A 22,688-nucleotide genomic window follows, 5' to 3' on the forward strand; every position below is an offset into this window, starting at 1 on the left:
CTATGATCAGGGACCTTGTCGCGGCTCGACAGTCGCAGGAACTCCCGCAGCGACAGCGAATCCGAACAGCGCCAGACAATCCCGCGTTCGCTGTCGATGCCCTCGAAATAGCCGATCAGCAGCATGCGGAAATAGCGGCCCGGCGGCAGCGACGGGGCTCCCATCCGCGGCGCATAATAGGGCTTGCACGTCTTCTCGACAAAGCCATCGAAGCCCGCCTCGGCCAGCAGCTTCTGGAGCTTGTCGTAGAAAACATGCCCCGGTGAACGCGGTATCTCCGCCCACGTCACGATCAAATCGGACTGGACCTCGCTATCACGCCCCATCGCCATCGCCGCTAACCCGCCAGACAATCCCACTGCCGCACTGAATCAGCCACCGCCGACTTCGTCAACGGCCTGCTAGGTGGCCGAAAGAGGGTCATGACGCCTCGACGCATTGAGGCGGCCGGGAAACTCCTTGCCTTTGGGATGTCGGCAGGCGAGATAGCTCCAACAATCGGCGTTTCGATTGCCACACTCTATCGGCACCTTCCTGCACCTATGCAAGAAGCCCGAGTTGTCGAAGGTAAATATGTGGAGCCTTAAAGCAGTAAATTCGCCGGATTTGTACAATTCTGCAGTTTAGCGATTTACATACTCCACTTGGATCTCACTTTGCGCGTATCAGCCTAGCGAAAAAGCTGACGTGCAATTTGCTCGAACAACCGAACATCTGCTGAACTGTCTCCGACCCGAAAGCTGAGGATGATTGGTGAAGTGGCTCCTTCATCGCGAACCCTGACATATATGATGTCGTCATGCTGGACGTGCCGCATGGAAGACGGGACCAGCGCGACCCCGGCCTCCGACGCGACCAGCCCGAGAGTAACCTGTACGTCGCGCACTTCCTCGACGTCGGTGTGCGTGAGCCCATGGTCGCGGAGGATCGTGAGAACCTGGTCCGCGTAGCTGGGCCGCGGCTGGCTTGGATAGACCAGCAGCTTGCGGGCCATCAAATCCGAAAGAGAAATGGAGTCCGCTGCCGCCAGCGTATCGGCGGTGCCGATCGCCGCAATCAGCGGCTCGTCCTGCAGCACTTCCCGCTGGATCGCCGGGTCGTCGATGAGGATGCGGCCGAGCCCCGCGTCGATGCGCCCGTCCTTCAACGCAACCACCTGCTCTATAGTACTCATCTCGAGAAGTTGGATCTCAAGCCCGTCCGCTCGCGCGCGGAACTCCCTGATGACCCCCGGCATCATCCCATAGACTATAGAGCCCACGAACCCGACCACGAAGCGCCGCTGCGCGCTCTGGGTAAGCCGCTGCATCGAGCGGCGGAGCTGCTCGATACTCGAAAGGATCCGCGTCGCCTGCTCGTGGAAGATACTGCCCGCTTCCGTCAAGCGGATCGGTCGACTGTCGCGATCGAATAACGCCACGCCTAACTCGATCTCGAGTTCTCTGATCTGCCGGCTAAGCGGCGGTTGCGCGACTCCCAGCCGCTCCGCCGCACGAGTGAAGTTCCGCTCGGCTGCAACTGCCTCGAAATATCGTAAGTGTCGCAGTTCCATTATACCTCCAGGGTATCAAGCCAGACCGAGATGATCTTTCCATCTGATAGGCACAAGTCCTATGTTTCGAGGAAGATAAAAAAAGGGAGGACGAGAATGGTCACTATCGAAACCATCGAAACCTTCATTGTCGATGTGCCGACGATACGCCAGCACGTGCTCGCGATGGCGACCATGCGGACCCAAGCGATGGTGTTCGTTCACGTCCGTTGTTCCGACGGGGTCGAGGGGATCGGCGAAGGTACGACGATTGGCGGCCTCAGTTATGGGGACGAGAGCCCCGAAGGCATCAAACTCACAATCGATCGTCACGTCGCACCGCTGCTGCATGGCTCCGACGCATCGCCCGCGCGAGCGACGATGCTGCTGCGCAAGTCGATTGTCGGCAATCATTTCGCCAAAAATGCAGTCGAGACCGCCCTGTTCGATGCGGCCGGCAAGCGTGCCGGTGTGCCGGTGAGCGAGCTTTTGGGGGGGCGCGTGCGCGATCGCCTCCCTGTATTGTGGACGCTCGCGAGCGGCGACACGGCGCGTGACATCGCTGAGGCTGAGACGATGATTGATCAGCGGCGTCACAAGGCGTTCAAGCTCAAGATAGGCAAGCGCGACCTTGTCGAGGACGTCGCGCACGTTGCCGCCATAAAGCGCGCGCTTGGTGACCAAGCCAGCATCCGGGTGGACGTCAACCAAGCCTGGGATGAGGCAACCGCCAAGCGCGGCGTCGCCATGTTGGCAGATGCCGATGTCGACCTGATCGAACAGCCGATCTCCGGCGCGAACGTCTCCGGCATGGCGCGTCTCACCGCGATGGGCCGGACCGCGATCATGGCTGACGAAGGGCTGCGAGGTCCGATCGATGCCCTGCGCCATGCGACGGATGCCGCAGCCGATGTATTTGCCGTTAAGATCGCACAGTCGGGAGGCCTACGCGCTGGCGCCGCTGTCGCCGGGATCGCGGAGGCCGCAGGGATCGGCCTGTACGGTGGGACCATGCTCGAAGGGCCGATCGGCTCTATCGCCTCGGCGCACCTGTTCGCGACCATTGATGAGTTCGACGTAAGCGAGGACGAGTTCTGGCATGCTCTGAACTTCATGGCGTCTGCCGCCCCGGAATTCGGACTCTTCGCGGCAGGGCTCGGCTTCGAACACTTCCTGGACATGCGCATGGACGCGGCCGACGCGGAAGCCGGGATCGAAGGGGGCACGCCGCGCACCATCGAAGGTCCGCTCTACGTCAAGGGAGCCCCGCGCTCGAAGGGCTTTGCGCGGCTGGACGACGGTGCCGATGACGGAGAAGTGCTAATTATGCACGGGCGCGTGGTCGACAAAGATGGGAAGCCCGTTGCCGGCGCGATCGTCGATGTCTGGCATGCCAACACACTCGGCAATTACAGCTACTTCGACAAAACCCAGAGCGAGTTCAACCTTCGTCGGCAAATTGAGACCGACGAAGAGGGCCGGTACAAATTCCGTAGCATCGTACCGTCGGGCTACGCTGTGCCTAAGGGCGGAACCACCGAGGCACTGCTTGACCTTGTTGGTCGCCACGGCAACCGTCCCGCGCATGTCCACTTCTTCGTGTCGGCGTCCGGTTACCGCCATCTGACGACGCAGATCAACATCGACGGCGACCCATACCTGCATGATGACTTCGCCTATGCGACGCGCGATGACTTGATTCCGCCGATCGAACGAAAAGCTGATCCTGCTGCCATTCATGCGGAGGGCCTCAACACGCCCTTCACGGAAATCGCCTTCGACTTCACGCTCATCACGGCTGGCGAGGCAGAAGAGGCAGAAGCATCTTCCCGCAGCCGCGTCGCGCTCGCGGCCTGACGACATCATGGCCGACAAGTTTTTCGAAAGTCCAGCTGCGGCGCTGGATGGCCTGCTCTTCGATGGCATGACGATCATGTCGGGCGGGTTCGGGCTGTCCGGCAACCCCGAGAGCCTGATCCCCGAGATCCGTGCGAGCGGGGTGAAGGCGCTGACCGTTGTCTCGAACAACGCCGGCGCGGACGGCTTCGGCCTGTGGATGCTGCTGGAAAGCCGCCAGGTGAAGAAGATGATTTCGTCCTACGTGGGGGAGAACAAGCTCTTCGAGCAGCAGTACCTCTCGGGAGACTTGGAGCTGGAACTCAATCCGCAAGGAACGCTAGCCGAGCGGATCCGGGCGGGCGGGGCTGGTATCCCAGCCTTCTACACCAGAACCGGGGTCGGGACGGTCGTCGCCGAGGGCAAGCCGATCGAGGCGTTCGAAGGCCAGGAATATGTCCGCGAGACCTGGCTACGCGCCGACCTGGCGATCGTAAAGGCGTGGCGCGCGGATCCGGCCGGGAACCTGATGTTCCGCAGAACCGCGCGCAACTTCAACCCGGTCATGGCGACGGCAGCCAAGGTGACCGTGGCGGAGGTGGAGGAGCTTGTCCCCGCCGGGACCTTCGATCCGGACTGCATCCACACGCCCGGCATCTATGTCGATCGGATCGTCCTGAGCACCATCAACGAAAAGAAGATCGAGAAGCTCACGACCCGACCGAGAGAGGCTGCCTGATGCCCTGGACGCGCGAACAGATGGCGGCCCGCGCCGCGCAGGAACTGCAGGATGGCTTCTACGTGAACCTCGGCATCGGCATCCCAACGCTGGTCGCCAACTACATCCCCGGCGGCATCGACGTGACCCTCCAGTCCGAGAACGGGATGCTGGGCATGGGGCCATTCCCGTTCGAGGGCGAGGCCGACCCCGACCTCATAAACGCCGGCAAGCAGACGATCACCACGCTGCCGACCTCCAGCTTCTTCTCGTCCACCGACAGCTTCGCGATGATACGGGGCGGCCATATCGACATGGCAGTGCTCGGCGCGATGGAGGTCGCCGAGACGGGCGACCTCGCCAACTGGACCATTCCCGGCAAGATGGTGAAAGGCATGGGCGGCGCCATGGATCTCGTCGCCGGGGTGAAGCGCGTCGTGGTGATCACCGATCACGTCACGAAGGCGGGCGACCCCAAGCTGCTCGAAGGCTGTACGCTGCCGCTGACCGGCAGAGCCTGCGTCGATCTCATCATAACTGATCTTGCCGTGATCGCCTGTGACAAGCCGGGATTCCGGCTGGTGGAGCTCGCACCTGGCATCAGCATTGAGGAGGTGCGCGCGAAGACCGCTGCGCACGTCACCGTCACAGGGGCATTGGCCGCATGAGCGAAGCCTTCATCTGCGACGCAGTCCGCACGCCCATCGGCAAGCTGAACGGCACCCTATCGTCCATCCGCGCCGACGACCTTGCGGCGGTTCCGATCAAGGCGCTCATCGAGCGCAACCCGGGTGTCGATTGGGCAGCGGTGGACGACTGCCTACTCGGCTGCGCAAACCAGGCTGGGGAGGACAATCGCAACGTCGCTCGGATGGCGGTGCTGTTGGCGGGATTGCCGGAGCAGGTGCCTGGCGGCACTATCAACCGCCTGTGCGGCTCGGGCCTTAACGCCGTCGGGTCGTCCGCCCAGGCGATCCGCGCCGGCGATGCCCACTTGTTCATCGCGGGTGGCGTCGAGCATATGACCCGCGCGCCTTACGTGCTCGGTAAGGCCAACGCCGCTTTCGACCGCGCGCAGAAGATCGAGGACACGACGCTCGGCTGGCGCTTCGTCAATCCGGCGATGCGCCATGCTTATGGCGTCGACTCGATGCCCGAGACGGGGGAGAACGTCGCGGTCGAGTGGAAGGTCAGCCGGGAGGATCAGGACGCCTTCGCGCTCAACAGCCAGCAGAAGGCGGCGGCGGCGCAGGCGAACGGACGGCTCGCCGCAGAGATCGTGCCTGTCGCGATTCCACAGAAGAAGGGCGACCCAGTCCTCTTCGAGCGCGACGAGCATCCGCGCGCCACGAGCGCCGAACTGCTTGCCAAATTGAAGCCGGTCGTGGGGCGTGACGGGACGGTGACGGCCGGTAACGCATCGGGCCTGAACGACGGTGCGGCAGCGATGCTGGTGGCCTCTGAAGCCGCGGCAAAGCAGCATGGGCTGACCCCGCGGGCGCGCGTGATCGCCATGGCGTCGGCAGGCGTCGCGCCGCGCATCATGGGGGTCGGCCCAATCGAAGCGGCGCGCAAGCTGTTCGCACGCACGGGTATTTCTCCGAACGATCTCGACGTGATCGAACTCAACGAGGCCTTCGCGAGCCAGGCGATAGCCACGCTGCGTGATCTCGGCATCGATCCCGCCGACCCGCGGGTGAACAGGAATGGCGGCGCCATCGCTCTCGGACACCCGCTCGGCATGTCTGGCGCGCGCATCACGATGAGCGCGGTGGAGGAACTGCAGCGCACCGGCGGCCGGTATGCGCTCGCCTTCATGTGCATCGGGGTGGGGCAGGGCATCGGCATGCTGCTGGAGCGCGTATGATGATCGATCACATCGTCACGGGCGATGGCTGCAGGATCGCCTACCGGTTCGACGGACCAGCCGGGGCACCGGTGCTGCTGCTCTCCAGTTCGCTCGGCACGACTATGGAGATGTGGGAGCCGCAGATCTCCACCTTTGCGGAGCAGTTCCGTGTACTGCGCTATGATACGCGCGGCCACGGCGGTTCGGATGCTCCGCCGGGTGCCTATTCGCTAGATCGACTTGGTCGAGACGTTGTGGAACTCCTCGACGTGCTCGGAATCCCGCTGGTCCACTTCTGCGGCCTCTCGCTCGGCGGTATGGTTGGTCAGTGGCTGGGTGCGCGCGCGCCCGAGCGGATCGAGCGTCTTGTGCTCGCCCATTCGAGCGCCTTCATGGGGCCGCCTTCAGCGTGGGACGGACGCATTGTCCTGATCCGCGAGAAGGGGATGGCCGCCGTCGCCGAAGCGTCGATCGAGCGCTGGTTTACGGCCGAATTCGTCAAGAAAGGCGACGCCTGCCTGGACAGGGTGCGTGGCATGCTGCTCACGACGAACGTCGCCGGCTATGCCGGCTGCTGTGCAGCCATCCGCGACATGGACCTGCGCCGGCTCGGTGAGCTGATCGACCTGCCGACCCTCGTCATCGGCGGAGATGCCGATCCTGCGACCCCGCCCGCTCATAGCGAAGCGCTGGCGGGCGCGATCCGCGGCTCGCGTTTGCTGTTTCTGTCGGCAGCGCACCTCGGCAACATGGAACAGCCGGCCGATTTCGCACGCGCGGTTCTGAGCTTCCTAGACTCATGGCCGGGCGAGCCGGGCGAGGCGATGCCAGAACGATCTGTTATGAGTGACTTCAATGTTGAAACGGAGATATGACCATGAAAACTATGACCGATAACGTCCGCACTGCCTCGGAAGCGACGAAATGGGCGAAAGAAGATATAGCCGCATTGGTGAGTGATCAGCACGGATGGGTTGACCCACGCATCTATACAGACGAAGCTCTTTATCAATTGGAGCTCGAGCGGGTCTTCGCAAAATCGTGGCTGTTGTTGGGGCACGAATCGCAGATCGCAAAGGCCGGCGACTTCATGACCAACTATATGGGTGAGGATCCGGTGCTTGTCGTTCGGCAGAAGGACGCTAGCATCCGAGTCTTTCTCAATCAATGTCGTCACCGAGGAATGCGGCTTTGTCGAGCAGATTGCGGCAATGCTAAGTCGTTTACCTGTAGCTATCACGGTTGGGCGTACGACACTGCGGGAACGTTGGTAAATGTTCCCTACAGCGAGTGCTTTCCGACGTTGGACAAGAAAGAATCGGGACCGCTTCAGGCACGTGTCGAAACGTATAAAGGCTTGATCTTCGCGAATTGGGATACCGAGGCGCCGGATTTAGCCACCTATCTGGGCGAAGCTAGATTCTATATGGACCATATGTTCGACCGGACAGAGGCTGGCACGGTCGCTATTCCCGGCATTGAGAAATGGGTAATCCCCTGTAACTGGAAGTTTGCGGCAGAACAAATGTGTAGTGACATGTATCACGCAGGTACGACCTCTCACATTTCGGGCATTCTCGCCGGGCTGCCAGCTGACAAGGGCCTGAGTGATCTGCCGCCGCCGACGGAAGGTCATCAGTACCGCGCATTATGGGGGGGGCATGGCGCAGGATTCTATTTGGACGACACCAATCTGTTGACTGCGACGAGCGGTGAGAAAGTAGTCGATTACTGGACTAAAGGTGCCGCTGCTGAAAAGGCTGCGCTGCGTTTCGGTGCCACGGCGCAATCACGGATGGCCCTCCTACACATGGCAGTGTTTCCAAGCTGTGGCTTCCTTGCAGGCGTCAACATGGTCCGAATGTGGCATCCCCGCGGACCCAATGAGATAGAAGTGTGGTCTTTTACGGTCGTGGATGCGGATGCTTCAGACGAGATCAAGGATGAATTTCGTAGGCAGTCCATGCGCTCGTTTTCAGCAGGCGGAGTGTTCGATCAGGACGACGGCGAGAACTGGGTCGAGGTTCAGCAAATATTGAAAGGCTATAAAGCACGGAGCAGACCATTCGTCGTTTCCATGGGAATCGGCAGGGACGAGGGAAGCCACCCGGACTACCCAGGCCGCATTGGCTATGTCTACAACGAGAACGCGGCGCGTGGCTTCTATACGCACTGGGCGCGTATGATGACCTCGCCGAATTGGGCGGCATTGAATCAGACGCGTCCTGGATCGGTAAATAAGTTGGACTCAAACGGCATCCATACCGATTCCGTAGAACAATCGGCCGGCTATTCGCAAGAAAGCGACACAAGGAGGGGGATGTGAGCATGTCGGTAATGGTGAAGACAACAGAAAGTGGACAGATGAAGCCCCGCCTCGTGCCGCTGAATCTACAGCACGAGATCGAACAATTCTATTATTGGGAAGCGAGGCTTCTTGATGATCGTCGATATGAAGAGTGGTTCTCTCTCTTGGCCCAAGATATCCACTATTTCATGCCAATCCGTACGACTCGTGTCATGCGGGAAGCAAGAAACGAGTTTGGTGACTCGCGCAGCTTCGCCCACTTCGATGACGATCATCAAATGATGACTGGGCGCATCCGGAAGATAACATCTGACGTTGGATGGTCTGAGAACCCCGCTTCGCGCACCCGTCATGTTATCTCTAACGTAATGATCGAAGAAGGGGATAGGTCCGGCGAGTATGAAGTGTCCGCAGCATTCATCGTCTACCGTAATCGGTTGGAGCGTCAACTCGACATCTTTGCTGGCGAACGTCGAGATCGCCTGCGTCGAACCCGTACTGATGCCGGCTTTGAAATCGTCAATCGCACGATCCTGATCGACCAGACCACAATTCTGTCGAATAACTTAAGCTTCTTCTTCTGAGGATCGGATTGTGGGATACACGAAAGTAATAGAGCGAAAGAATCTACCGAAAGGCGAAATGCATCGTTATGAGGGCGGGTCAGAGCCCGTCCTCATATGCAACGTTGGCGGGGAATTTTTCGCGGTTCAGGACACGTGCACTCATGGAGATTGGTCCCTCTCTGATGGGTATCTCGATGGCGACATAGTGGAATGCACTCTCCATTGGGGCAAGTTTTGTGTCCGGACCGGTAAGGTCAAAGCCACGCCGCCGTGCCAGGCGCTTCGAGTGTTTCCTGTCAAAGTCGATGGTGATGACGTTCTCGTCGATCTTGATGGAGGAGAGGTCAAGTCCTCATGAAACAAATCGGCTCTGTTGCAAAAATCGTGAAGCTTGAGCATGCTTGGCGGAGATTGGACGGACGGAACGATGACGGATTTCAAGTGGCGCCATTTCCAGGGTGATGTGATCCTGTGGGCGGTGCGCTGGTATTGTCGCTATCCGATCAGCTATCGCGACCTTGAGGAAATGCTGGCGGAACGCGGCATTTCGGTCGACCATACGACGATCTATCGCTGGGTCCAGTGCTACGCCCCGGAGATGGAGAAGCGGCTGCGCTGGTTCTGGCGGCGTGGCTTTGATCCGAGCTGGCGCCTGGATGAAACCTACGTCAAGGTGCGGGGCAAGTGGACCTACCTGTACCGGGCAGTCGACAAGCGGGGCGACACGATCGATTTCTACCTGTCGCCGACCCGCAGCGCCAAGGCAGCGAAGCGGTTCCTGGGCAAGGCCCTGCGAGGCCTGAAGCACTGGGAAAAGCCTGCCACGCTCAATACCGACAAAGCGCCGAGCTATGGTGCAGCGATCACCGAATTGAAGCGCGAAGGAAAGCTGGACCGGGAGACGGCCCACCGGCAGGTGAAGTATCTCAATAACGTGATCGAGGCCGATCACGGAAAGCTCAAGATACTGATCAAGCCGGTGCGCGGTTTCAAATCGATCCCCACGGCCTATGCCACGATCAAGGGATTCGAAGTCATGCGAGCCCTGCGCAAAGGACAGGCTCGCCCCTGGTGCCTGCAGCCCGGCATCAGGGGCGAGGTGCGCCTTGTGGAGAGAGCTTTTGGCATTGGGCCCTCGGCGCTGACGGAGGCCATGGGCATGCTCAACCACCATTTCGCAGCAGCCGCCTGATCGGCGCAGAGCGACAGCCTACCTCTGACTGCCGCCAATCTTTGCAACAGAGCCCTCAATTCGGCAAGCCGGTGTGGGCGCTGATCCCCATCCCGGCCAGCTCCTCAATGAGCCAGTCTCGAAAGTCCGAAATGGATTTCGCGCCTTCGGCCCTCAAGGCGGCAACGTCTTCCTCTTTGAAACTCCAATCGTCCTTGCCGATGTGGCGCAAGGCGCGCCAAACGCAATGCTTCTGATAGCTGTAGATCGCGCAACGGAGATACCCGCGAACGATCTTTTCCATAGCCGCATCGTCATTGCGGTGGCGATCTAGCAATGCGTCAAGGTCGGCTACGGACGGATTGGGATCAAGCATGGTCGGCCTCGATCTGTAGGGCGAGCTGGGCGAGGCGATCGGGAGCAAGCAAGTCGTCGGCCGCAAGGTCGATAGCGAAGGGTTCGCCGGGTTCGGGCGGCCGTCGATCGGCGGCGAAAGCGGCAAGATAGGGTTGCGCCGCGTCGGTTTCGATCCAGCGCCAGAAGGCAGGCCCTTGGCCGAATAGCCCGGCCTCGAACATATCGAGCCGGGCTTGCGCGAAATCATCGCACATTAGGCGAAGTGGATCACGGCCGATTCAGTGGTCCGCCCCTGCGGGCGCACGACAATATCGACCTTGCAGCCAAGCCGGGTGAGCATGGCTAGAAGCCGCTCAACCGAGACGCTGCGGAACTGGCCTCGCAGGATGCGCGACAATTCCGGTTGGGTAGATCCCGTAACCTTGGCGGCGGCGATCTGCGTCAACTTCCGCTCCTGCATGGCCTCGGCCACACGGGTAACGAGCTGGGCTTTCAAAAGGTGGGTGTCGGGGTCGGCAAAGCCTAGATCGGCAAAGACATTGCCGCTGCCTTCCTCAATGATTTCGTCCTGTGCGCTCATGCTGTGCCTCGCGGGGTCTGGTGTTGCCGGTGATGCTCCTCGGCGGATTTCAGCCGCGTTCGGATCAAATCCATATCGGCCTGCGGCGTGGCCTTGCCCTGCTTGGATTTCTTCTGGAAGGCGTGCAGGACATAGACCGCCTCCGCGAATTTGACCGTATAGACCGTGCGGAACGTATCGCCTTGGTGGTCGTCTATGATCTCGACCACGCCAGCGCCGCCAAAGCCCTTCAACGGCTTAGTGCTGGCGTGCTGCCCGCCTTGCTGCGCAAGGTGCAGGGCATAGCCCATTACGTCCTGCACATCGTCCGGGAACTCCCGAAAATCGCGCTTTGACGATGCCACCCATCGAACCGGCCGTTCCGTATCCATCGCGGCTATTATGCACAAATATACATAGCCCGCAAGCGGAAATTATGCGCGTATGTGCATATTGCCAGCTCGCTATGCCGATTGAGGCGACCGCGATCGGGGCGGCTCAATCGAGCGCCCTGCGCGACGAATGTATCAACGCCGGGGATGCAGGGCCGTAATTTTATGCTAGAGGCCCGGCGCGGCCCACGCCCCCCAATTTGTGCGGCCGTCCACTTCCGACGATGGCCCGCAAGGACTAGCCATCGTCGGAAGACCAACAAACAATCTAGCCGATGCCACGCGCCGCCCCTGTCCGGGCAGGCGAGGGCTGCTTGCCGTTGTAATAAAATTACTGCTCAATCTGGCCCTAGTTGCGCGTGCAATTTCCCTATTGTTGAGTCATCGTCCTCCCTACAGCGACCGAAAGGAGGACTAGGCTATGGTTGATTCTTCCAATATCTATCGAGAGCAACAGAAAGCGGTTGCCCTAGAGTTCATGGAAAAAGCTCTTGCGATACTCGTTGAGGTCGATGATTCAGCCGCAGATTGTTATCTGCAACAATCAATAGATACGTGCATGGCGTCACCGCGCATGACATTTCCCGAAGATGAATTTTGGGATTGTGTTGATGAATTGCCACATTTGACCGATCGCGTCTTGTTCCTGCATCGGCAGAACGGGGTCGGTACATAGAACGGACCCAGATATACGCTCTCATGACTGCCATCTGAGATGTTGGCCGAGTTTACTCCTCCGCTGACGTCAACGCCAGCGACTGTTTGAACCTTGGCGGGTGTGCCGCGGACTCCTGATCGACGACGATTGATCAAGCTCTCATCCGCGGATTGGTCACCGCACTACCCGTATCCGTCGCTGGGCCTATCCTCCGTCTAAGCTCGGGCATCGGACGAACCTGCCCCACCGTACACCGTGGATTGCCCATCACAGTCGGGTGCCCGCGGCACGCCGGCCAAGGCTATGCAGCTGATGCGCTGGCGCCTCCTCTTATTGTCGCCACAGGCGAAATTAGTTGGCCATCGCAGGCGCCATCCGGCGTGCGATATCCCAGGCATAGCCGACCAGTTCGCGCGCGATCGCGGTCGTCACCTTCGGTTGCGGCTTACCTGTCGCCGACAATCGACGGAAACGCTGACACAGTCGCACCTGGGCTTTCCAGCCGATAGCTTGAACCTCCTCCGGCAGATCGGCGACGCGTTCCCGGTAGCGCCGCTCCTCGCGCGCCGGCAGCCGGTACGACCAGCCTGCCTCGATGAGCGTGGTGCGTGCCTGCGCATTCCCAGCACGGGTGATGCGACCGCGATGGGTACGCGCGCCACTGGAGTGCTCGGAGGGCACGAGGCCGACATATGCCATCAGCTGCTTGGGATTATCAAAGCGGGTAAGGTCGCCGACCTCGGCCACCAGCGTGGCAGCGCTGACCAGTTTGATGCCGCGCAAGGCCTGAAGTCCGCGCACCAATGGGGCGAAATGCCACGACGCTACCGCCTCGCCGAGCGCGGACTCGAGACGGACGACGCGGGCCTGCGCTTCCAGCACCCGCTTCTGAAGCTCCTCAAACGCCAGTTGTTGATGCGGATAATCAAAGCGCTGTTCCGATAGCCAGCGCCAATACATTTTCGTCCATGCAGACCGTCCTTCAAAACGACGATCATGCCGAAGGAGGAAGCTACGGACAGTCTGTTTGGCTGCAGTCGCATCTTCCTGGGCACTGCGTCGCGCGCGGATTAGATCGCGCACCGCCTCATGTGCCTCATCCGGCACCCAGATCGCCGTCAGTTCCCCCGCCCGCAACAGGCGCGCCAACGTCATCGCGTCTCGCCGGTCCGTCTTCACATGGTCGCCGGGCCGTCTCGGCATCATCGACGGTGCGATCACGATACACGGCTGCCCGAGCTTGATCAGCAACCGTTGCAACCCGTAGCCGCAAGGCCCTGCCTCGTAGCAGAAGCTCAGCGTCGCGCCTGGTGTTGCCAGTCGTTTGACCAGCTTCCTGACCTCATCGTCATCGTTGGCTACGGTACCGACGAAGCGGACCTCGCCTCCGGGCCCGCCTTCCGCAACCGCGACCGCGATGGTCGCCTTGTGCACATCCAGCCCGATATACTTCGCCACATTCGACATGACTCGCCTCCGTTGCTGACTACTCCACCGTCAACATCTCAGATTTGAGCCGCAAAGGCTTCCCGCAGTCATCGGGTCTAAGGTTTCGCCGGACCTTCGACGGCGTGCATCTGGCGAAGCGGCCTGAGGGCGGACGATGGCGCATCGGGGTCGGTCCAAAGATAATCGCCGGTGAGGTTGATGTGCTGCCATCCGAGCGGCGAAAGGTGTTGCAACAGGTCCGGCGGGACCGACCGGCCGAGACTGGCAAGATGCATGCGGGCGGCTTGCAGGTAGGTCGTGTTCCACAGGACGATAGCACCGGCGACGAGGTTTAGCGCGCTCGCCCGATGGGTCTGGGCTTGCAGGGCGTGATCACGGATGCGGCCGATCCGGTGGAAGAAGATGGCGCGTTTCAGAGCATTTTCGGCCTCACCCTTGTTGAGTTCGCGGGTTGCGCGGCGCCGCTGTTCGGGCTGCTCGATCCAGTCGAGTGTAAACAGGGTGCGCTCGACGCGGCCGATCTCGCGCAGTGCCAAGGCCAGGCCATTGGCCCGTGGATAGGAGCCGAGCCGTTCCAGCATGATCGATGCACTCACGACGCCGGTGCGGATCGAGGTGCCCAAGCGCAGCACGTCGTCCCAGTGTGCGGCGATCAGGGCCTCGTCGATCCTGCCCGCGACCAGCGGCGCGATATCTGGGCCAGGTTCGATTCCGTTGAACAGGTGAAGCCGGCGCGCGGCGATGTTAGGGATGCGCGGCGCGAACCGGAATCCAAGTAGATGGCATAGCGCAAACACATGGTCGGAAACGCCCCCACCATCGACGTGATGCTCCTCAATGTGCAGATCGGCACCATGATGGAGCAGCCCGTCCAGCACCTGCGCCGCCTCGCTTGCGGATGCGGAGATGACGGTGGAATGAAACGGCGCGTAGCGATCCGAGACATGGCTGTAGAAGGAGACAGCAGGCTCCGCCCCCTTGTGCGGATTGACTGCGCCGGTCGCCTGAGCACGGCGATCAAGCAGGAAGTTCTGACCGTCCGAACTGGACGAGGTCCCGGACCCAAACAGGGCGGCGAGCGGCGCGGTGTGCTGGGCATTGACCAACCGGGCGAGAGCCCTACCGTAGGTTTCCTCGCGTAAATGCCATGAGGCGAGCCAACTGAGTTGGCGTTGGGTCACGAGATCGCAGGCTTCTGCCATGCGCTTATGGCCAAGATTGGTCGCATCGGCGAGCACCGCCGTCAGGATAGCGCGGGGTTCATCGGCAACCCGACCGCTTTGCAGATGCGTGAAGCACTGGCTGAAACCGGTCCATCGATCGACTTCAGCAAGGAGATCGGTGATGCGGATCGCGGGCAGATGGGCGTAGAGCGGCGCAAGGGCGCTATCCGCTTCATCCGGCGTGACCGCCTTCAACGGCGAAATCCGCAGCTTGCCAAGGCTGAGTTGTACGTCTTCCAGCGCGTCCGTCTCCGCCTTCCGCTCGACCTCTGCCAATCTCCGGGCGAGACGGGTACGCCGTTCGTCCAGCCAGGCACTGGCCGTATCGGGTGCCGGGATCGGCAAAGGGCCGGCTGCGCGCATGGTGGCAAATACCGGACTTGGAATAAGCTGTTGCTCGACGGCACGATAGCGTCTGCTTCCCTCGACCCACATGTCGCCGGCACGAAGCCTGTCACGAAGCTCGACTAGGACGCAAAATTCATAAACTCTGCGATCGGGAATGCCGGGGCCGATCGCGCGACGCCAGGCCTGCCGAATGAAGGCAACTGGTGTATCCGGCGGCAGTTTTTTCAGGCGACCTAGATGAAGGTCGCGCATGATAGCGACTGCTCGCGCGAGCGTATGGCAGGCCGGGACCGCTCCGAACGTGAACGAGGCGATGAACAAGGGACCGACCTGTCGGAGAACGGGGTAGTTGGTTGCGGCGACGGTAACGGGATCGACGGCATCGGGGCGGATCAGCTTGCGGGCTTCATCGACTTCACGGCCAAGATCATCCCATCCAACTACGGCCTCGACCGCGGCGCCGATGTCGCCGCCCGACACCTTGGCAGTGAGCAGGGCATCGCCGAGCCGGGCAAGTAGCCGGATCTTACCGTTGATGTTGCGCCGGTCGCGCTTGAGCGCTGTGTCTGCGCTGTTCTGCTCGCGCCGAAACATCTGACCCAGCAGGCGGTCGAACATCAGCACCGCATCGTCGGTGAGCGTGACGATGGTTTCGAGTACGGTTGCCGCCAGCGTCGCACGGCGCCGCGTTGCTTGCAGCGTTCGGACATGTTGCGCCGTCAGCCGAGCCCCTTCCTGACAGAGGCGTCGCAGGCGTTCAGGATGTATGCCTGCCGCGATATCGGGATCGATCCCAATATCGCGCAGCAGGGCTCTGTTGCAAAAATCGTGAAGCTTGAGCATGCTTGGCGGAGATTGGACGGACGGAACGATGACGGATTTCAAGTGGCGCCATTTCCAGGGTGATGTGATCCTGTGGGCGGTGCGCTGGTATTGTCGCTATCCGATCAGCTATCGCGACCTTGAGGAAATGCTGGCGGAACGCGGCATTTCGGTCGACCATACGACGATCTATCGCTGGGTCCAGTGCTACGCCCCGGAGATGGAGAAGCGGCTGCGCTGGTTCTGGCGGCGTGGCTTTGATCCGAGCTGGCGCCTGGATGAAACCTACGTCAAGGTGCGGGGCAAGTGGACCTACCTGTACCGGGCAGTCGACAAGCGGGGCGACACGATCGATTTCTACCTGTCGCCGACCCGCAGCGCCAAGGCAGCGAAGCGGTTCCTGGGCAAGGCCCTGCGAGGCCTGAAGCACTGGGAAAAGCCTGCCACGCTCAATACCGACAAAGCGCCGAGCTATGGTGCAGCGATCACCGAATTGAAGCGCGAAGGAAAGCTGGACCGGGAGACGGCCCACCGGCAGGTGAAGTATCTCAATAACGTGATCGAGGCCGATCACGGAAAGCTCAAGATACTGATCAAGCCGGTGCGCGGTTTCAAATCGATCCCCACGGCCTATGCCACGATCAAGGGATTCGAAGTCATGCGAGCCCTGCGCAAAGGACAGGCTCGCCCCTGGTGCCTGCAGCCCGGCATCAGGGGCGAGGTGCGCCTTGTGGAGAGAGCTTTTGGCATTGGGCCCTCGGCGCTGACGGAGGCCATGGGCATGCTCAACCACCATTTCGCAGCAGCCGCCTGATCGGCGCAGAGCGACAGCCTACCTCTGACTGCCGCCAATCTTTGCAACAGAGCCGGCTGAACGCCTTGGCGAAAAGCCGTCGATGGTCGTCATCGCCGCCGGCGTCGTCACCCTTCGCGCGAAACTCCTTCCAGAGGACGCCGAGGCTGGCGTGCTCGCCCTTGCGGACCTGCGCGCCGAGCGCCTGCCACTGGCGATAGGTGCCCCAGACCCCGCTCGCGTAGCCGCTGCCATAGGCGGCCGCCCAGAGCGAGATCGTATTTATGCCGCGATAGGGCTTGCCGCTGGCGACGTTGGTCGGGCGGGTGACGTCGGCGCCAAAATGATGCCACGGCATGCGCCAGGTGCCGGTGCCGGCTTCGATGGCGTCGACGATCGCTTGCGTGACGCGAGCGTAGACGTCTGAGCGTGGTGAGGCTGACATGATATGTTCTCCGTTCTCGCGCCGGGGACCATCCCCGGCGGCGGAGGCCCGTTCGCGCCGGGCACAGGGGGGCTCGCGCACCCGTCAGGGCCGCAGCGAAGCGAAGGACGGCGAAGCCGTTGCGCGGGCGCGCCGACCGGCGCAGGACTCCGCCAACAGCCGGGGTGGTCTACGGCGCGGGAGGGTCGATCCCGGCAATCACCGCGGTCAGGCGATCAAGCTCGCGCTGGAGCGCCTGACGCTGGAGGTCGGAGATGCGCCGTTCGCGTAAGTGCGCCCGGGCATCGGCCGCCGCACGTTCCCAGGCCGGTCTGTGGCGGGCGGTGATGCAGGCGTTGGGGCAGCGGGTCGGTTCGCACAGGGCGGTAAGCGGCTGCGCGGGATCGGGGGTCGTCACGCGCTTGAGGCAGAGCGCGGTCGCGGGATCGAAGAAGCAATCCGCGAGCGGGCCGACATGGAAGGTGCGCGCGACGCTGGCGAGCATGACGCGCAGGCGGGCCCGATCGGCGATCATGGCGGGCAGTGGCCCGAGCTTAACGGCGGCATCGTCGAGGGTCCGCGCGATGCGTGGTCCCGCCGGTCCGCCGAGTGATGCGCCGCCCTGCCGCCGGTCGAAATAGTCCAGCAGATCGTCAATCTGACCGAGCCGGCGCTGCGCCTCGACCTCTGCGCGAAACCCCGATCCACTGGTCCCGGCATAGCCCTCGAAAGCGGCGACCGAGGCATGCTTGTACTGGATCATGCCGGCGATGGTGCCGAACGGACGGTTGGCGATGTGCCACGCGATGGTGCGCCGGAACTGCCGCGTCGTGATGCGCCACGGCTTGCCATCGGGGCCGGGTGGGATGACCGGCGCATCGGGGCTGCCGAAGACGGTGTTGAGGTGGTCGCGGAAGGCGTTGAGCTGGCGGACCACCTCGCTCGACAGATGCGTCTTGGTGACAGCGCGGGGACGAAGCACCGGCCAGAGCGTGTCGCTTCCAGTCTTCCGTGCCGCGTGTTCCGACAGCCGTTCGAGCACCGTGATCGCCTCGGCCACCGGTTCGATCGTCACCCAGCTCGCCGACTCACCGGCGCTCGATCGGCGCTTGTAGAGGGTCGATCGGACGCGTTGCCGCTCGATCAGGCCGTCTTCGCTGCGCGCGATCGAGAGGCAGCCGCGCCGCATCGCCTGGACCTCGCAGTCGCGCATGCCGGTCAGATAGGCGCATACGATATAGGCGGCGGCCTGCAGCATCCGCTCCTCGATCGCTAGGGTCTTCACGTCGAAGCGGGCACGCCATGGCCGACCGCTCTCGGGAGCGATCGAGATCGGCGTGTCCATGCCGCCGACCTCGGTACCAAGCGATGCAACCGCTTCGCGAATGACATCCGGTGCGCCGGTAGTGAGCATGAGATGCATGGCCGGCTCGGCGACGGCATCGATGCCGGCATGCAAATGGAGGAGATGGGCGTTGATCGGCGGGGTTGCATCCCCGGTGAGGGGATCGATGCGCGTGGCGCCGTTGTGTGCCGTCGTCCAGATGGGCACGCCGCGTCCTTGCCGGGCTCGGCGCGCGAGATAGCGCTCGAGGCGCGCGCGCTGCCGCAGGCGGCGCTCTGCATCAGGCAGTCCGCGTTCGGCGGCGAGCAGCCGAGCGCGGACTGCCTCGAGCCGATCGAGCGCGACCCGAGCCGCCAGAATATCGGTCGCGAAGGTCGTGACATAGCGCAGCGACCAGGCGAGCAGCGGCGTGACAATCTCCTCCGGCATGCGTGGGGTGCGGTTCTCGCGCACATGCCGATATCCGGCGACGCGCGCAGCCGCTTGCCCGGCCCACGGCTCGAACCCGAGACCGCCTCCAGGCAGGTGATCCCGGAGATGGTAGAGATCGGTGACCACCTGCAAGAGCTGGCCGACGATGACGGGGCGCCGCGCTGAATCATCCCGCAGGTGGCGCGCATAAGCGTCGATCAGCGCCTGATCGATGCGGCCCAGGTCGAGCCGCCCAAGCCGCTCGCGCGCGAAGGCGAAGAACCGGCGAGCCCGGTTGAATGCCTGTCGGATGCTGGCGGGCGGCAGCTTCGGGTGGTAGCCGGGAAGACCGACGTTGAGGCGGGCGTAGAGATAGGCGCGCATTGCCGCCTGCACATCGGCATGTTCGAGCACGTCGAAATGCACGGTGACGTGGCAGCGCCGAGCGTTCTCGCGGAAGACGGCGGGACCGAGATCCCAGGTCGGGTCGCCGACGTGCGACAGCTCCTCGCGGGCATGGCCCGCCTTGAGCGGCGCGCTCGCCAGCACAGGGCGATCGTCGAACGCGGGCACGAGGGCATGGACGGGCGTGGTCATGCGCGTGCCTCCGGCGGCAGATAGAGCCGTTCGCTCCCCATCTGCCGGCGCGCTTCGGCGATAACGGCATCGGAGAAGACCGGCAGGACCTGGACCGTGATCCGGGTGTGGACGCGGCCGAACTTGGCGGCCCAGTCGCTCGCCGGCAGGCTGCATCGCTGCTCTTCGACGAACGCGAGAAAGGCGAGGATCGCGGGGAGCTTGCGCGCGGTGATGACGGCGTTGGGACAATCGAGGCAGCCCCAGAAGGGCTGCGCGCAGGGCGAACCGGGCTCGGCGAAAGGACTGCTATGGAAGCCCGCGCAGGCGGCGAGCCAGACATCCTGTTCGCCGTCGAGCACCGGACCCACCGTATCAGCCGACATCAGCGACGCGACCTGTTCGGGCGCTTCGCGCAGCGCCTGCTCGGCGGTGGGTGGAAGCACGGTCGGCATCGCCGCAGCGACCGCTGCGCGGAAGGCATCGGCGACGGCCGCCTCGTGCAACGGCCGGAGCGACGGCAGATCGGCATAGTGGCGCGCCGCAACCTCGCGGGTGTGACCGACCGCGAAGCGGGCCATATGCCCCTCGGTCTTGGTGTACCATAACGCCTTGTGGGTCTTGCGCAGCCGGGAAAGCAGCAGATGGAGCGGCTTCCCATCATCGCCGGCGATACCATGGCGACGAGCCCAGGCGGCGAGTTGGAACTTGGGATCGACGATGCCGGCGCGAAGGCCGCCAACGTTGTGATAGAGCCAGAGGCAATCGTCGGTCAGATGCTCGCGTGCGACGGCGGTGACGTCGATCAGGCGACGCATGAGGCCGCCGGGTGTGCCGCTACCACCATCGCGGACCCGCATGCTCTTGTGCTCGGCACCGCGGGCGCGGCGCTTCAGATAGCGCAGCTCCACCGTGCCGGCATGCGGGTTGGTGAGACAATCCACGGTCAGCGTCTTCAGGCACTCCGGCTCGAGGCCGGTATCGAGCGTGAGCAGCACGAGCAGCGCCGGCAGATCGCGCGCGAGCAGATGATGGCGGCCATGCAGGTCGTCGATGAGCGTGCTGATCGGCAATCCGCGCCGCATGCGCATGAAATAGAGGCGCTTCAGCGCGGGCTGGTCTGCGACGATAAAGCCCTGCCGCGCGATGATCGCTTCGACATCGGCGCGCGCCCTGGCGACGACAGGGTCGCCCTCATCAGTGCGGTCGTCGGCGCCGAGGCGGCGAAGCATCGCTTCGATATCGGCCCTCGCGGCGTCGCGCAGCGCGCGGGCGACGAAGGGGCTATAGGCATCGCGCGGGGTCGAGCGGCCCGCCGAAGTGGCCAGCGTGTAGCGCAGCCGCTCATGCAGGTCGGGCGCGATCCGATCGGGCCGGTCTGCCTCGATCGCGCGCAGCGTGTTGATGACCTTGCCGACCGTTATGTGCCGGTGGATCGCGCCCATCCCACGCCGTTCGAGCGCGGACGCAAAGCCATCGATATGGACTGCGCGCAGGTCGTTGACGCCGGTCACCTCCGGCGCATCATCGCCAAGCCAGGCGAAGAAGTGGCGATAGACCTGAACATACTGCTTGATGACGCTGGCCGCACCGATGGGGCCGCCGAGCGCCGCCGATCGACGCAGCGCACCGGCGAAAGCGATGGCGAGTGGGCGAGGATCGAGCCCGGTCATATCGACTAGGACCGTTCCGCCATGCCGCGCCTCGATGGTGAACTTGAGGCCGAGCACAGGATCGGGCTGCGATCGCTCCGGCGTGATCGGCGCAAAGGCGACAGGCCGGCCCTTGCGGGGACGCCCGCTCATACGCCTTGCGGCCCCGGCAGTAACGCCAGCAGCTCCTCGACGGCCGCGTCCACCGTATCGGCGCGGGTCGCGATATGGTCGAGGTAGATATAGGTGGTGGTGAGGCTGGCGTGGCCAAGCAGGCGTTGCACCTGTTGCAGCGGGTCGCCCAGGATCAGCCGATAGCTCTCCACCGGCCCCACCGGCAATGCCGCTTCGCGCAGCCGCTGCTGGATCAGCAAGGCGAGCATATGGACTGCGAAGGCGTGGCGAAGCTGGTGCGGGCTGATCGACAGCGGGAAGCCGTTCTGTGCGCACCGCTTGCAGGCGCGGGTGAAGATCACCTCCCACGAGTTGGGGCGGACAGGCTGGCCGACCTCGGTCAGCCATAGCGCCGCCGGCTCGCGGGGCGTTCCATCCTCGTCGCACAGGATCAGGCGGCATCGTTCCTCCGGGGTGCAGATATCGCGCATGCGGTCGAGACCGGCGCGGGTGACAGGGATCGGTCGGTCGAAGCTGGCCGCACCGTCGCGCGCGGCGAACTTGGCCACGCCCGCGGCGCGCTCGACCGCGACATAGGCGGCGATCTGACGAAGCAGCCGGCGTGGGACCAGAACGCTGCGTCCGCGGTCGCCCTTGGTGAGCGGCGGCGGAAGGGGCAACCAAAGTTGTTGGACGTCACCGTCCTCGCGGTCGATCGCCGCGAGCTCGACGGTGAGCAAGCCCGACGCCTCTTCGAGGCGCAGGCCGGTGGTGACGAGAAGATCCGCGAACAGCGCGTTGCGCAGCCCATTACGGTCGCGAGCGCCGGGGCGCTCCGTGCCGTCAGGGGTGAGCCCGCGCAGGCCGACCTCGCGGAAAATGCGGTAGTCGTCCATCGTGACGAACCGGACATCCGATCGCCTGGCGACACGTTCATAGGCATCGTTGCGCGCCGCGATCATGCCGCGACGGCCACCTTGCGCCGGTCGCCACACGGCGCGGCGGCTGAACGGCGCGTCGGCGATCAACCCTTGCTGCTCGCCCCAACGGTAAAGGCGATCGAGGCTGGCGACGGCGCGGTTCCAGCTTGCCGCCGTTATCCGGTGATCGGCATCGTCGCGGCGTCGCTCACGATGATAGGCGTCGACATCGTCGCGGGTCGCAGCCCACACGGTCTTGCCGCAGGCATCGAGAAAACGAAGCCAGACTACGACATCATAGGCGTAGGCGCGAAGCGAGTGCCGCGAGCGGACGCCCGACAGCGGCAGGTCGAGAAAGAAGCGATCCAGATCGGGATCGTAGAGCGCGTCGTCGCGCTGGATCAGCGGCACATGCGCATCGAGGCCCCTGGCCTCGCGACGCTCGCAAACAGTAATGATCGACACCGGCGCGAAGCCCTCCCCCCGGACCCCCCACCCGGAAGCTGACCTTCACACCGATGCGCGCTATGGCCCGGCAGCTATCAGGCTGGCCTCCGCCAGCTCTTGGGTCAGCGCTACGGCCAGCCTGATTACTGCCTACCGTGGGCGTCCATCGCCGACCTTACTGCAATGTTGCGGACGGCGCAGACTGTCCAGATAAGGCGA

At 63.0% G+C, this 22,688-nt stretch carries 23 protein-coding genes and 1 pseudogene; 12 read left to right on the top strand and 12 right to left on the bottom strand.

Going from position 1 to position 22,688, the window contains the following annotated elements; genetic code table 11:
• A partial coding sequence (locus tag RLDS_RS54400; protein ID WP_021224409.1) for a transposase occupies positions 1–332 on the bottom strand: 332 nt, incomplete at its 3' end.
• A gap of 90 nt (positions 333–422) precedes the next feature.
• Between RLDS_RS54400 and RLDS_RS54955 the strand changes: the two genes are divergently transcribed.
• A complete protein-coding gene (locus RLDS_RS54955) occupies positions 423–587 on the top strand; it encodes a helix-turn-helix domain-containing protein (RefSeq protein WP_236616764.1) in 165 nt (54 codons plus the stop codon).
• An 83-nt stretch (positions 588–670) separates the two neighbouring features.
• Here RLDS_RS54955 and RLDS_RS30520 read toward each other — a convergent pair whose 3' ends face one another.
• Entirely contained in the window at positions 671–1,552 is an 882-nt protein-coding gene (locus RLDS_RS30520) for a LysR family transcriptional regulator (RefSeq protein WP_021224280.1), read from the bottom strand.
• A gap of 96 nt (positions 1,553–1,648) precedes the next feature.
• Here RLDS_RS30520 and catA point away from each other — a divergent pair, with 96 nt between their 5' ends.
• From catA to RLDS_RS30555, 9 genes are all read left to right on the top strand, one after another.
• The gene (gene catA, locus RLDS_RS57150; RefSeq protein WP_021224279.1) at positions 1,649–3,388 is read left to right on the top strand and encodes a catechol 1,2-dioxygenase; all 1,740 of its coding nucleotides are present in this window, start codon (positions 1,649–1,651) and stop codon (positions 3,386–3,388) included.
• Between the two features lie 7 nt (positions 3,389–3,395).
• Positions 3,396–4,106 (top strand): CoA transferase subunit A, encoded by a 711-nt coding sequence (locus tag RLDS_RS30525; protein WP_021224278.1) that lies wholly within the window; start codon positions 3,396–3,398, stop codon positions 4,104–4,106.
• Positions 4,106–4,753 (top strand): 3-oxoacid CoA-transferase subunit B, encoded by a 648-nt coding sequence (locus tag RLDS_RS30530; protein ID WP_021224277.1) that lies wholly within the window; start codon positions 4,106–4,108, stop codon positions 4,751–4,753. Before RLDS_RS30525 ends, RLDS_RS30530 begins: the two co-directional genes overlap by 1 nt.
• Positions 4,750–5,952, top strand: a complete 1,203-nt coding sequence (pcaF, locus tag RLDS_RS30535) for a 3-oxoadipyl-CoA thiolase (RefSeq protein ID WP_021224276.1) — start codon at positions 4,750–4,752, stop codon at positions 5,950–5,952. Before RLDS_RS30530 ends, pcaF begins: the two co-directional genes overlap by 4 nt.
• Complete coding sequence (gene pcaD / locus RLDS_RS30540) at positions 5,949–6,809, top strand: 3-oxoadipate enol-lactonase (protein WP_021224275.1); 861 nt, start codon at positions 5,949–5,951, stop codon at positions 6,807–6,809. Before pcaF ends, pcaD begins: the two co-directional genes overlap by 4 nt.
• A gap of 2 nt (positions 6,810–6,811) precedes the next feature.
• A complete protein-coding gene (locus RLDS_RS30545) occupies positions 6,812–8,260 on the top strand; it encodes an aromatic ring-hydroxylating dioxygenase subunit alpha (protein ID WP_201767453.1) in 1,449 nt (482 codons plus the stop codon).
• A 2-nt stretch (positions 8,261–8,262) separates the two neighbouring features.
• Entirely contained in the window at positions 8,263–8,826 is a 564-nt protein-coding gene (locus RLDS_RS30550; RefSeq protein WP_201767455.1) for an aromatic-ring-hydroxylating dioxygenase subunit beta, read from the top strand.
• A 10-nt stretch (positions 8,827–8,836) separates the two neighbouring features.
• Positions 8,837–9,166, top strand: coding sequence for a non-heme iron oxygenase ferredoxin subunit (locus tag RLDS_RS54965; protein ID WP_084514628.1), 330 nt, complete (start codon positions 8,837–8,839; stop codon positions 9,164–9,166).
• Positions 9,167–9,235: 69 nt separating this feature from the next.
• Positions 9,236–10,000, top strand: a complete 765-nt coding sequence (locus RLDS_RS30555) for an IS6-like element IS6100 family transposase (RefSeq protein ID WP_001389365.1) — start codon at positions 9,236–9,238, stop codon at positions 9,998–10,000.
• Positions 10,001–10,055: 55 nt separating this feature from the next.
• Here RLDS_RS30555 and RLDS_RS30560 read toward each other — a convergent pair whose 3' ends face one another.
• The 4 genes from RLDS_RS30560 to RLDS_RS30575 are packed head-to-tail and all read right to left on the bottom strand — an operon-like array spanning position 10,056 to position 11,287.
• On the bottom strand, positions 10,056–10,355 hold the full coding sequence (locus RLDS_RS30560) for a hypothetical protein (RefSeq protein WP_013041567.1): 300 nt from the start codon (positions 10,353–10,355) through the stop codon (positions 10,056–10,058).
• Positions 10,348–10,590, bottom strand: a complete 243-nt coding sequence (locus tag RLDS_RS30565; protein WP_013041566.1) for a hypothetical protein — start codon at positions 10,588–10,590, stop codon at positions 10,348–10,350. The genes RLDS_RS30560 and RLDS_RS30565 overlap by 8 nt, the downstream gene beginning before the upstream one ends.
• A complete protein-coding gene (locus tag RLDS_RS30570) occupies positions 10,590–10,916 on the bottom strand; it encodes a helix-turn-helix domain-containing protein (protein ID WP_006964370.1) in 327 nt (108 codons plus the stop codon). The genes RLDS_RS30565 and RLDS_RS30570 overlap by 1 nt, the downstream gene beginning before the upstream one ends.
• Positions 10,913–11,287, bottom strand: a complete 375-nt coding sequence (locus tag RLDS_RS30575) for a type II toxin-antitoxin system RelE/ParE family toxin (RefSeq protein ID WP_013041565.1) — start codon at positions 11,285–11,287, stop codon at positions 10,913–10,915. The genes RLDS_RS30570 and RLDS_RS30575 overlap by 4 nt, the downstream gene beginning before the upstream one ends.
• Positions 11,288–11,708: 421 nt before the next feature.
• On the opposite strand from RLDS_RS30575, the gene RLDS_RS54975 reads away from it, so the two are divergent.
• Complete coding sequence (locus tag RLDS_RS54975) at positions 11,709–11,963, top strand: hypothetical protein (RefSeq protein WP_013041563.1); 255 nt, start codon at positions 11,709–11,711, stop codon at positions 11,961–11,963.
• A 333-nt stretch (positions 11,964–12,296) separates the two neighbouring features.
• Here RLDS_RS54975 and RLDS_RS30580 read toward each other — a convergent pair whose 3' ends face one another.
• Complete coding sequence (locus RLDS_RS30580; RefSeq protein ID WP_021224410.1) at positions 12,297–13,412, bottom strand: IS110 family RNA-guided transposase; 1,116 nt, start codon at positions 13,410–13,412, stop codon at positions 12,297–12,299.
• Positions 13,413–13,489: 77 nt separating this feature from the next.
• Positions 13,490–15,775: pseudogene (locus tag RLDS_RS30585) on the bottom strand (Tn3 family transposase); the annotation flags it as partial.
• Between the two features lie 61 nt (positions 15,776–15,836).
• On the opposite strand from RLDS_RS30585, the gene RLDS_RS30590 reads away from it, so the two are divergent.
• Positions 15,837–16,601 carry an IS6-like element IS6100 family transposase gene (locus tag RLDS_RS30590; RefSeq protein WP_001389365.1) on the top strand — a complete coding sequence of 255 codons (765 nt, stop codon included), beginning with the start codon at positions 15,837–15,839 and terminating at the stop codon, positions 16,599–16,601.
• Here the strand turns inward: RLDS_RS30590 and RLDS_RS30595 are convergent.
• The 4 genes from RLDS_RS30595 to RLDS_RS30610 form a co-directional block, all read right to left on the bottom strand.
• Entirely contained in the window at positions 16,573–17,025 is a 453-nt protein-coding gene (locus tag RLDS_RS30595) for an ArdC-like ssDNA-binding domain-containing protein (RefSeq protein WP_021224412.1), read from the bottom strand. The genes RLDS_RS30590 and RLDS_RS30595 overlap by 29 nt on opposite strands.
• Positions 17,026–17,194: 169 nt before the next feature.
• Positions 17,195–19,357: a hypothetical protein gene (locus tag RLDS_RS30600; protein WP_021224413.1), complete on the bottom strand. Its 2,163-nt coding sequence runs from the start codon at positions 19,355–19,357 to the stop codon at positions 17,195–17,197.
• Positions 19,354–21,141: a hypothetical protein gene (locus RLDS_RS30605; protein WP_021224414.1), complete on the bottom strand. Its 1,788-nt coding sequence runs from the start codon at positions 21,139–21,141 to the stop codon at positions 19,354–19,356. Before RLDS_RS30605 ends, RLDS_RS30600 begins: the two co-directional genes overlap by 4 nt.
• A complete protein-coding gene (locus RLDS_RS30610) occupies positions 21,138–22,487 on the bottom strand; it encodes a tyrosine-type recombinase/integrase (RefSeq protein ID WP_021224415.1) in 1,350 nt (449 codons plus the stop codon). Before RLDS_RS30610 ends, RLDS_RS30605 begins: the two co-directional genes overlap by 4 nt.
• Positions 22,488–22,688 lie beyond the last annotated feature (201 nt).

The sequence above is a fragment of the Sphingobium lactosutens DS20 genome (assembly GCF_000445105.1).
In the GTDB taxonomy this organism is placed as follows: domain Bacteria; phylum Pseudomonadota; class Alphaproteobacteria; order Sphingomonadales; family Sphingomonadaceae; genus Sphingobium; species Sphingobium lactosutens.

Excerpts from the sequence above, each read along its gene's own strand:
- RLDS_RS54955 (WP_236616764.1), top strand. The coding sequence starts at position 423 with ATGACGCCTCGACGCATTGAGGCGGCCGGGAAACTCCTTGCCTTTGGG.
- RLDS_RS30520 (WP_021224280.1), bottom strand. The coding sequence starts at position 1,552 with ATGGAACTGCGACACTTACGATATTTCGAGGCAGTTGCAGCCGAGCGG.
- catA (WP_021224279.1), top strand. The coding sequence starts at position 1,649 with ATGGTCACTATCGAAACCATCGAAACCTTCATTGTCGATGTGCCGACG.
- RLDS_RS30525 (WP_021224278.1), top strand. The coding sequence starts at position 3,396 with ATGGCCGACAAGTTTTTCGAAAGTCCAGCTGCGGCGCTGGATGGCCTG.
- RLDS_RS30530 (WP_021224277.1), top strand. The coding sequence starts at position 4,106 with ATGCCCTGGACGCGCGAACAGATGGCGGCCCGCGCCGCGCAGGAACTG.
- pcaF (WP_021224276.1), top strand. The coding sequence starts at position 4,750 with ATGAGCGAAGCCTTCATCTGCGACGCAGTCCGCACGCCCATCGGCAAG.
- pcaD (WP_021224275.1), top strand. The coding sequence starts at position 5,949 with ATGATGATCGATCACATCGTCACGGGCGATGGCTGCAGGATCGCCTAC.
- RLDS_RS30545 (WP_201767453.1), top strand. The coding sequence starts at position 6,812 with ATGAAAACTATGACCGATAACGTCCGCACTGCCTCGGAAGCGACGAAA.
- RLDS_RS30550 (WP_201767455.1), top strand. The coding sequence starts at position 8,263 with ATGTCGGTAATGGTGAAGACAACAGAAAGTGGACAGATGAAGCCCCGC.
- RLDS_RS30555 (WP_001389365.1), top strand. The coding sequence starts at position 9,236 with ATGACGGATTTCAAGTGGCGCCATTTCCAGGGTGATGTGATCCTGTGG.
- RLDS_RS30560 (WP_013041567.1), bottom strand. The coding sequence starts at position 10,355 with ATGCTTGATCCCAATCCGTCCGTAGCCGACCTTGACGCATTGCTAGAT.
- RLDS_RS30565 (WP_013041566.1), bottom strand. The coding sequence starts at position 10,590 with ATGTGCGATGATTTCGCGCAAGCCCGGCTCGATATGTTCGAGGCCGGG.
- RLDS_RS30570 (WP_006964370.1), bottom strand. The coding sequence starts at position 10,916 with ATGAGCGCACAGGACGAAATCATTGAGGAAGGCAGCGGCAATGTCTTT.
- RLDS_RS30575 (WP_013041565.1), bottom strand. The coding sequence starts at position 11,287 with ATGGATACGGAACGGCCGGTTCGATGGGTGGCATCGTCAAAGCGCGAT.
- RLDS_RS54975 (WP_013041563.1), top strand. The coding sequence starts at position 11,709 with ATGGTTGATTCTTCCAATATCTATCGAGAGCAACAGAAAGCGGTTGCC.
- RLDS_RS30580 (WP_021224410.1), bottom strand. The coding sequence starts at position 13,412 with ATGTCGAATGTGGCGAAGTATATCGGGCTGGATGTGCACAAGGCGACC.
- RLDS_RS30590 (WP_001389365.1), top strand. The coding sequence starts at position 15,837 with ATGACGGATTTCAAGTGGCGCCATTTCCAGGGTGATGTGATCCTGTGG.
- RLDS_RS30595 (WP_021224412.1), bottom strand. The coding sequence starts at position 17,025 with ATGTCAGCCTCACCACGCTCAGACGTCTACGCTCGCGTCACGCAAGCG.
- RLDS_RS30600 (WP_021224413.1), bottom strand. The coding sequence starts at position 19,357 with ATGACCACGCCCGTCCATGCCCTCGTGCCCGCGTTCGACGATCGCCCT.
- RLDS_RS30605 (WP_021224414.1), bottom strand. The coding sequence starts at position 21,141 with ATGAGCGGGCGTCCCCGCAAGGGCCGGCCTGTCGCCTTTGCGCCGATC.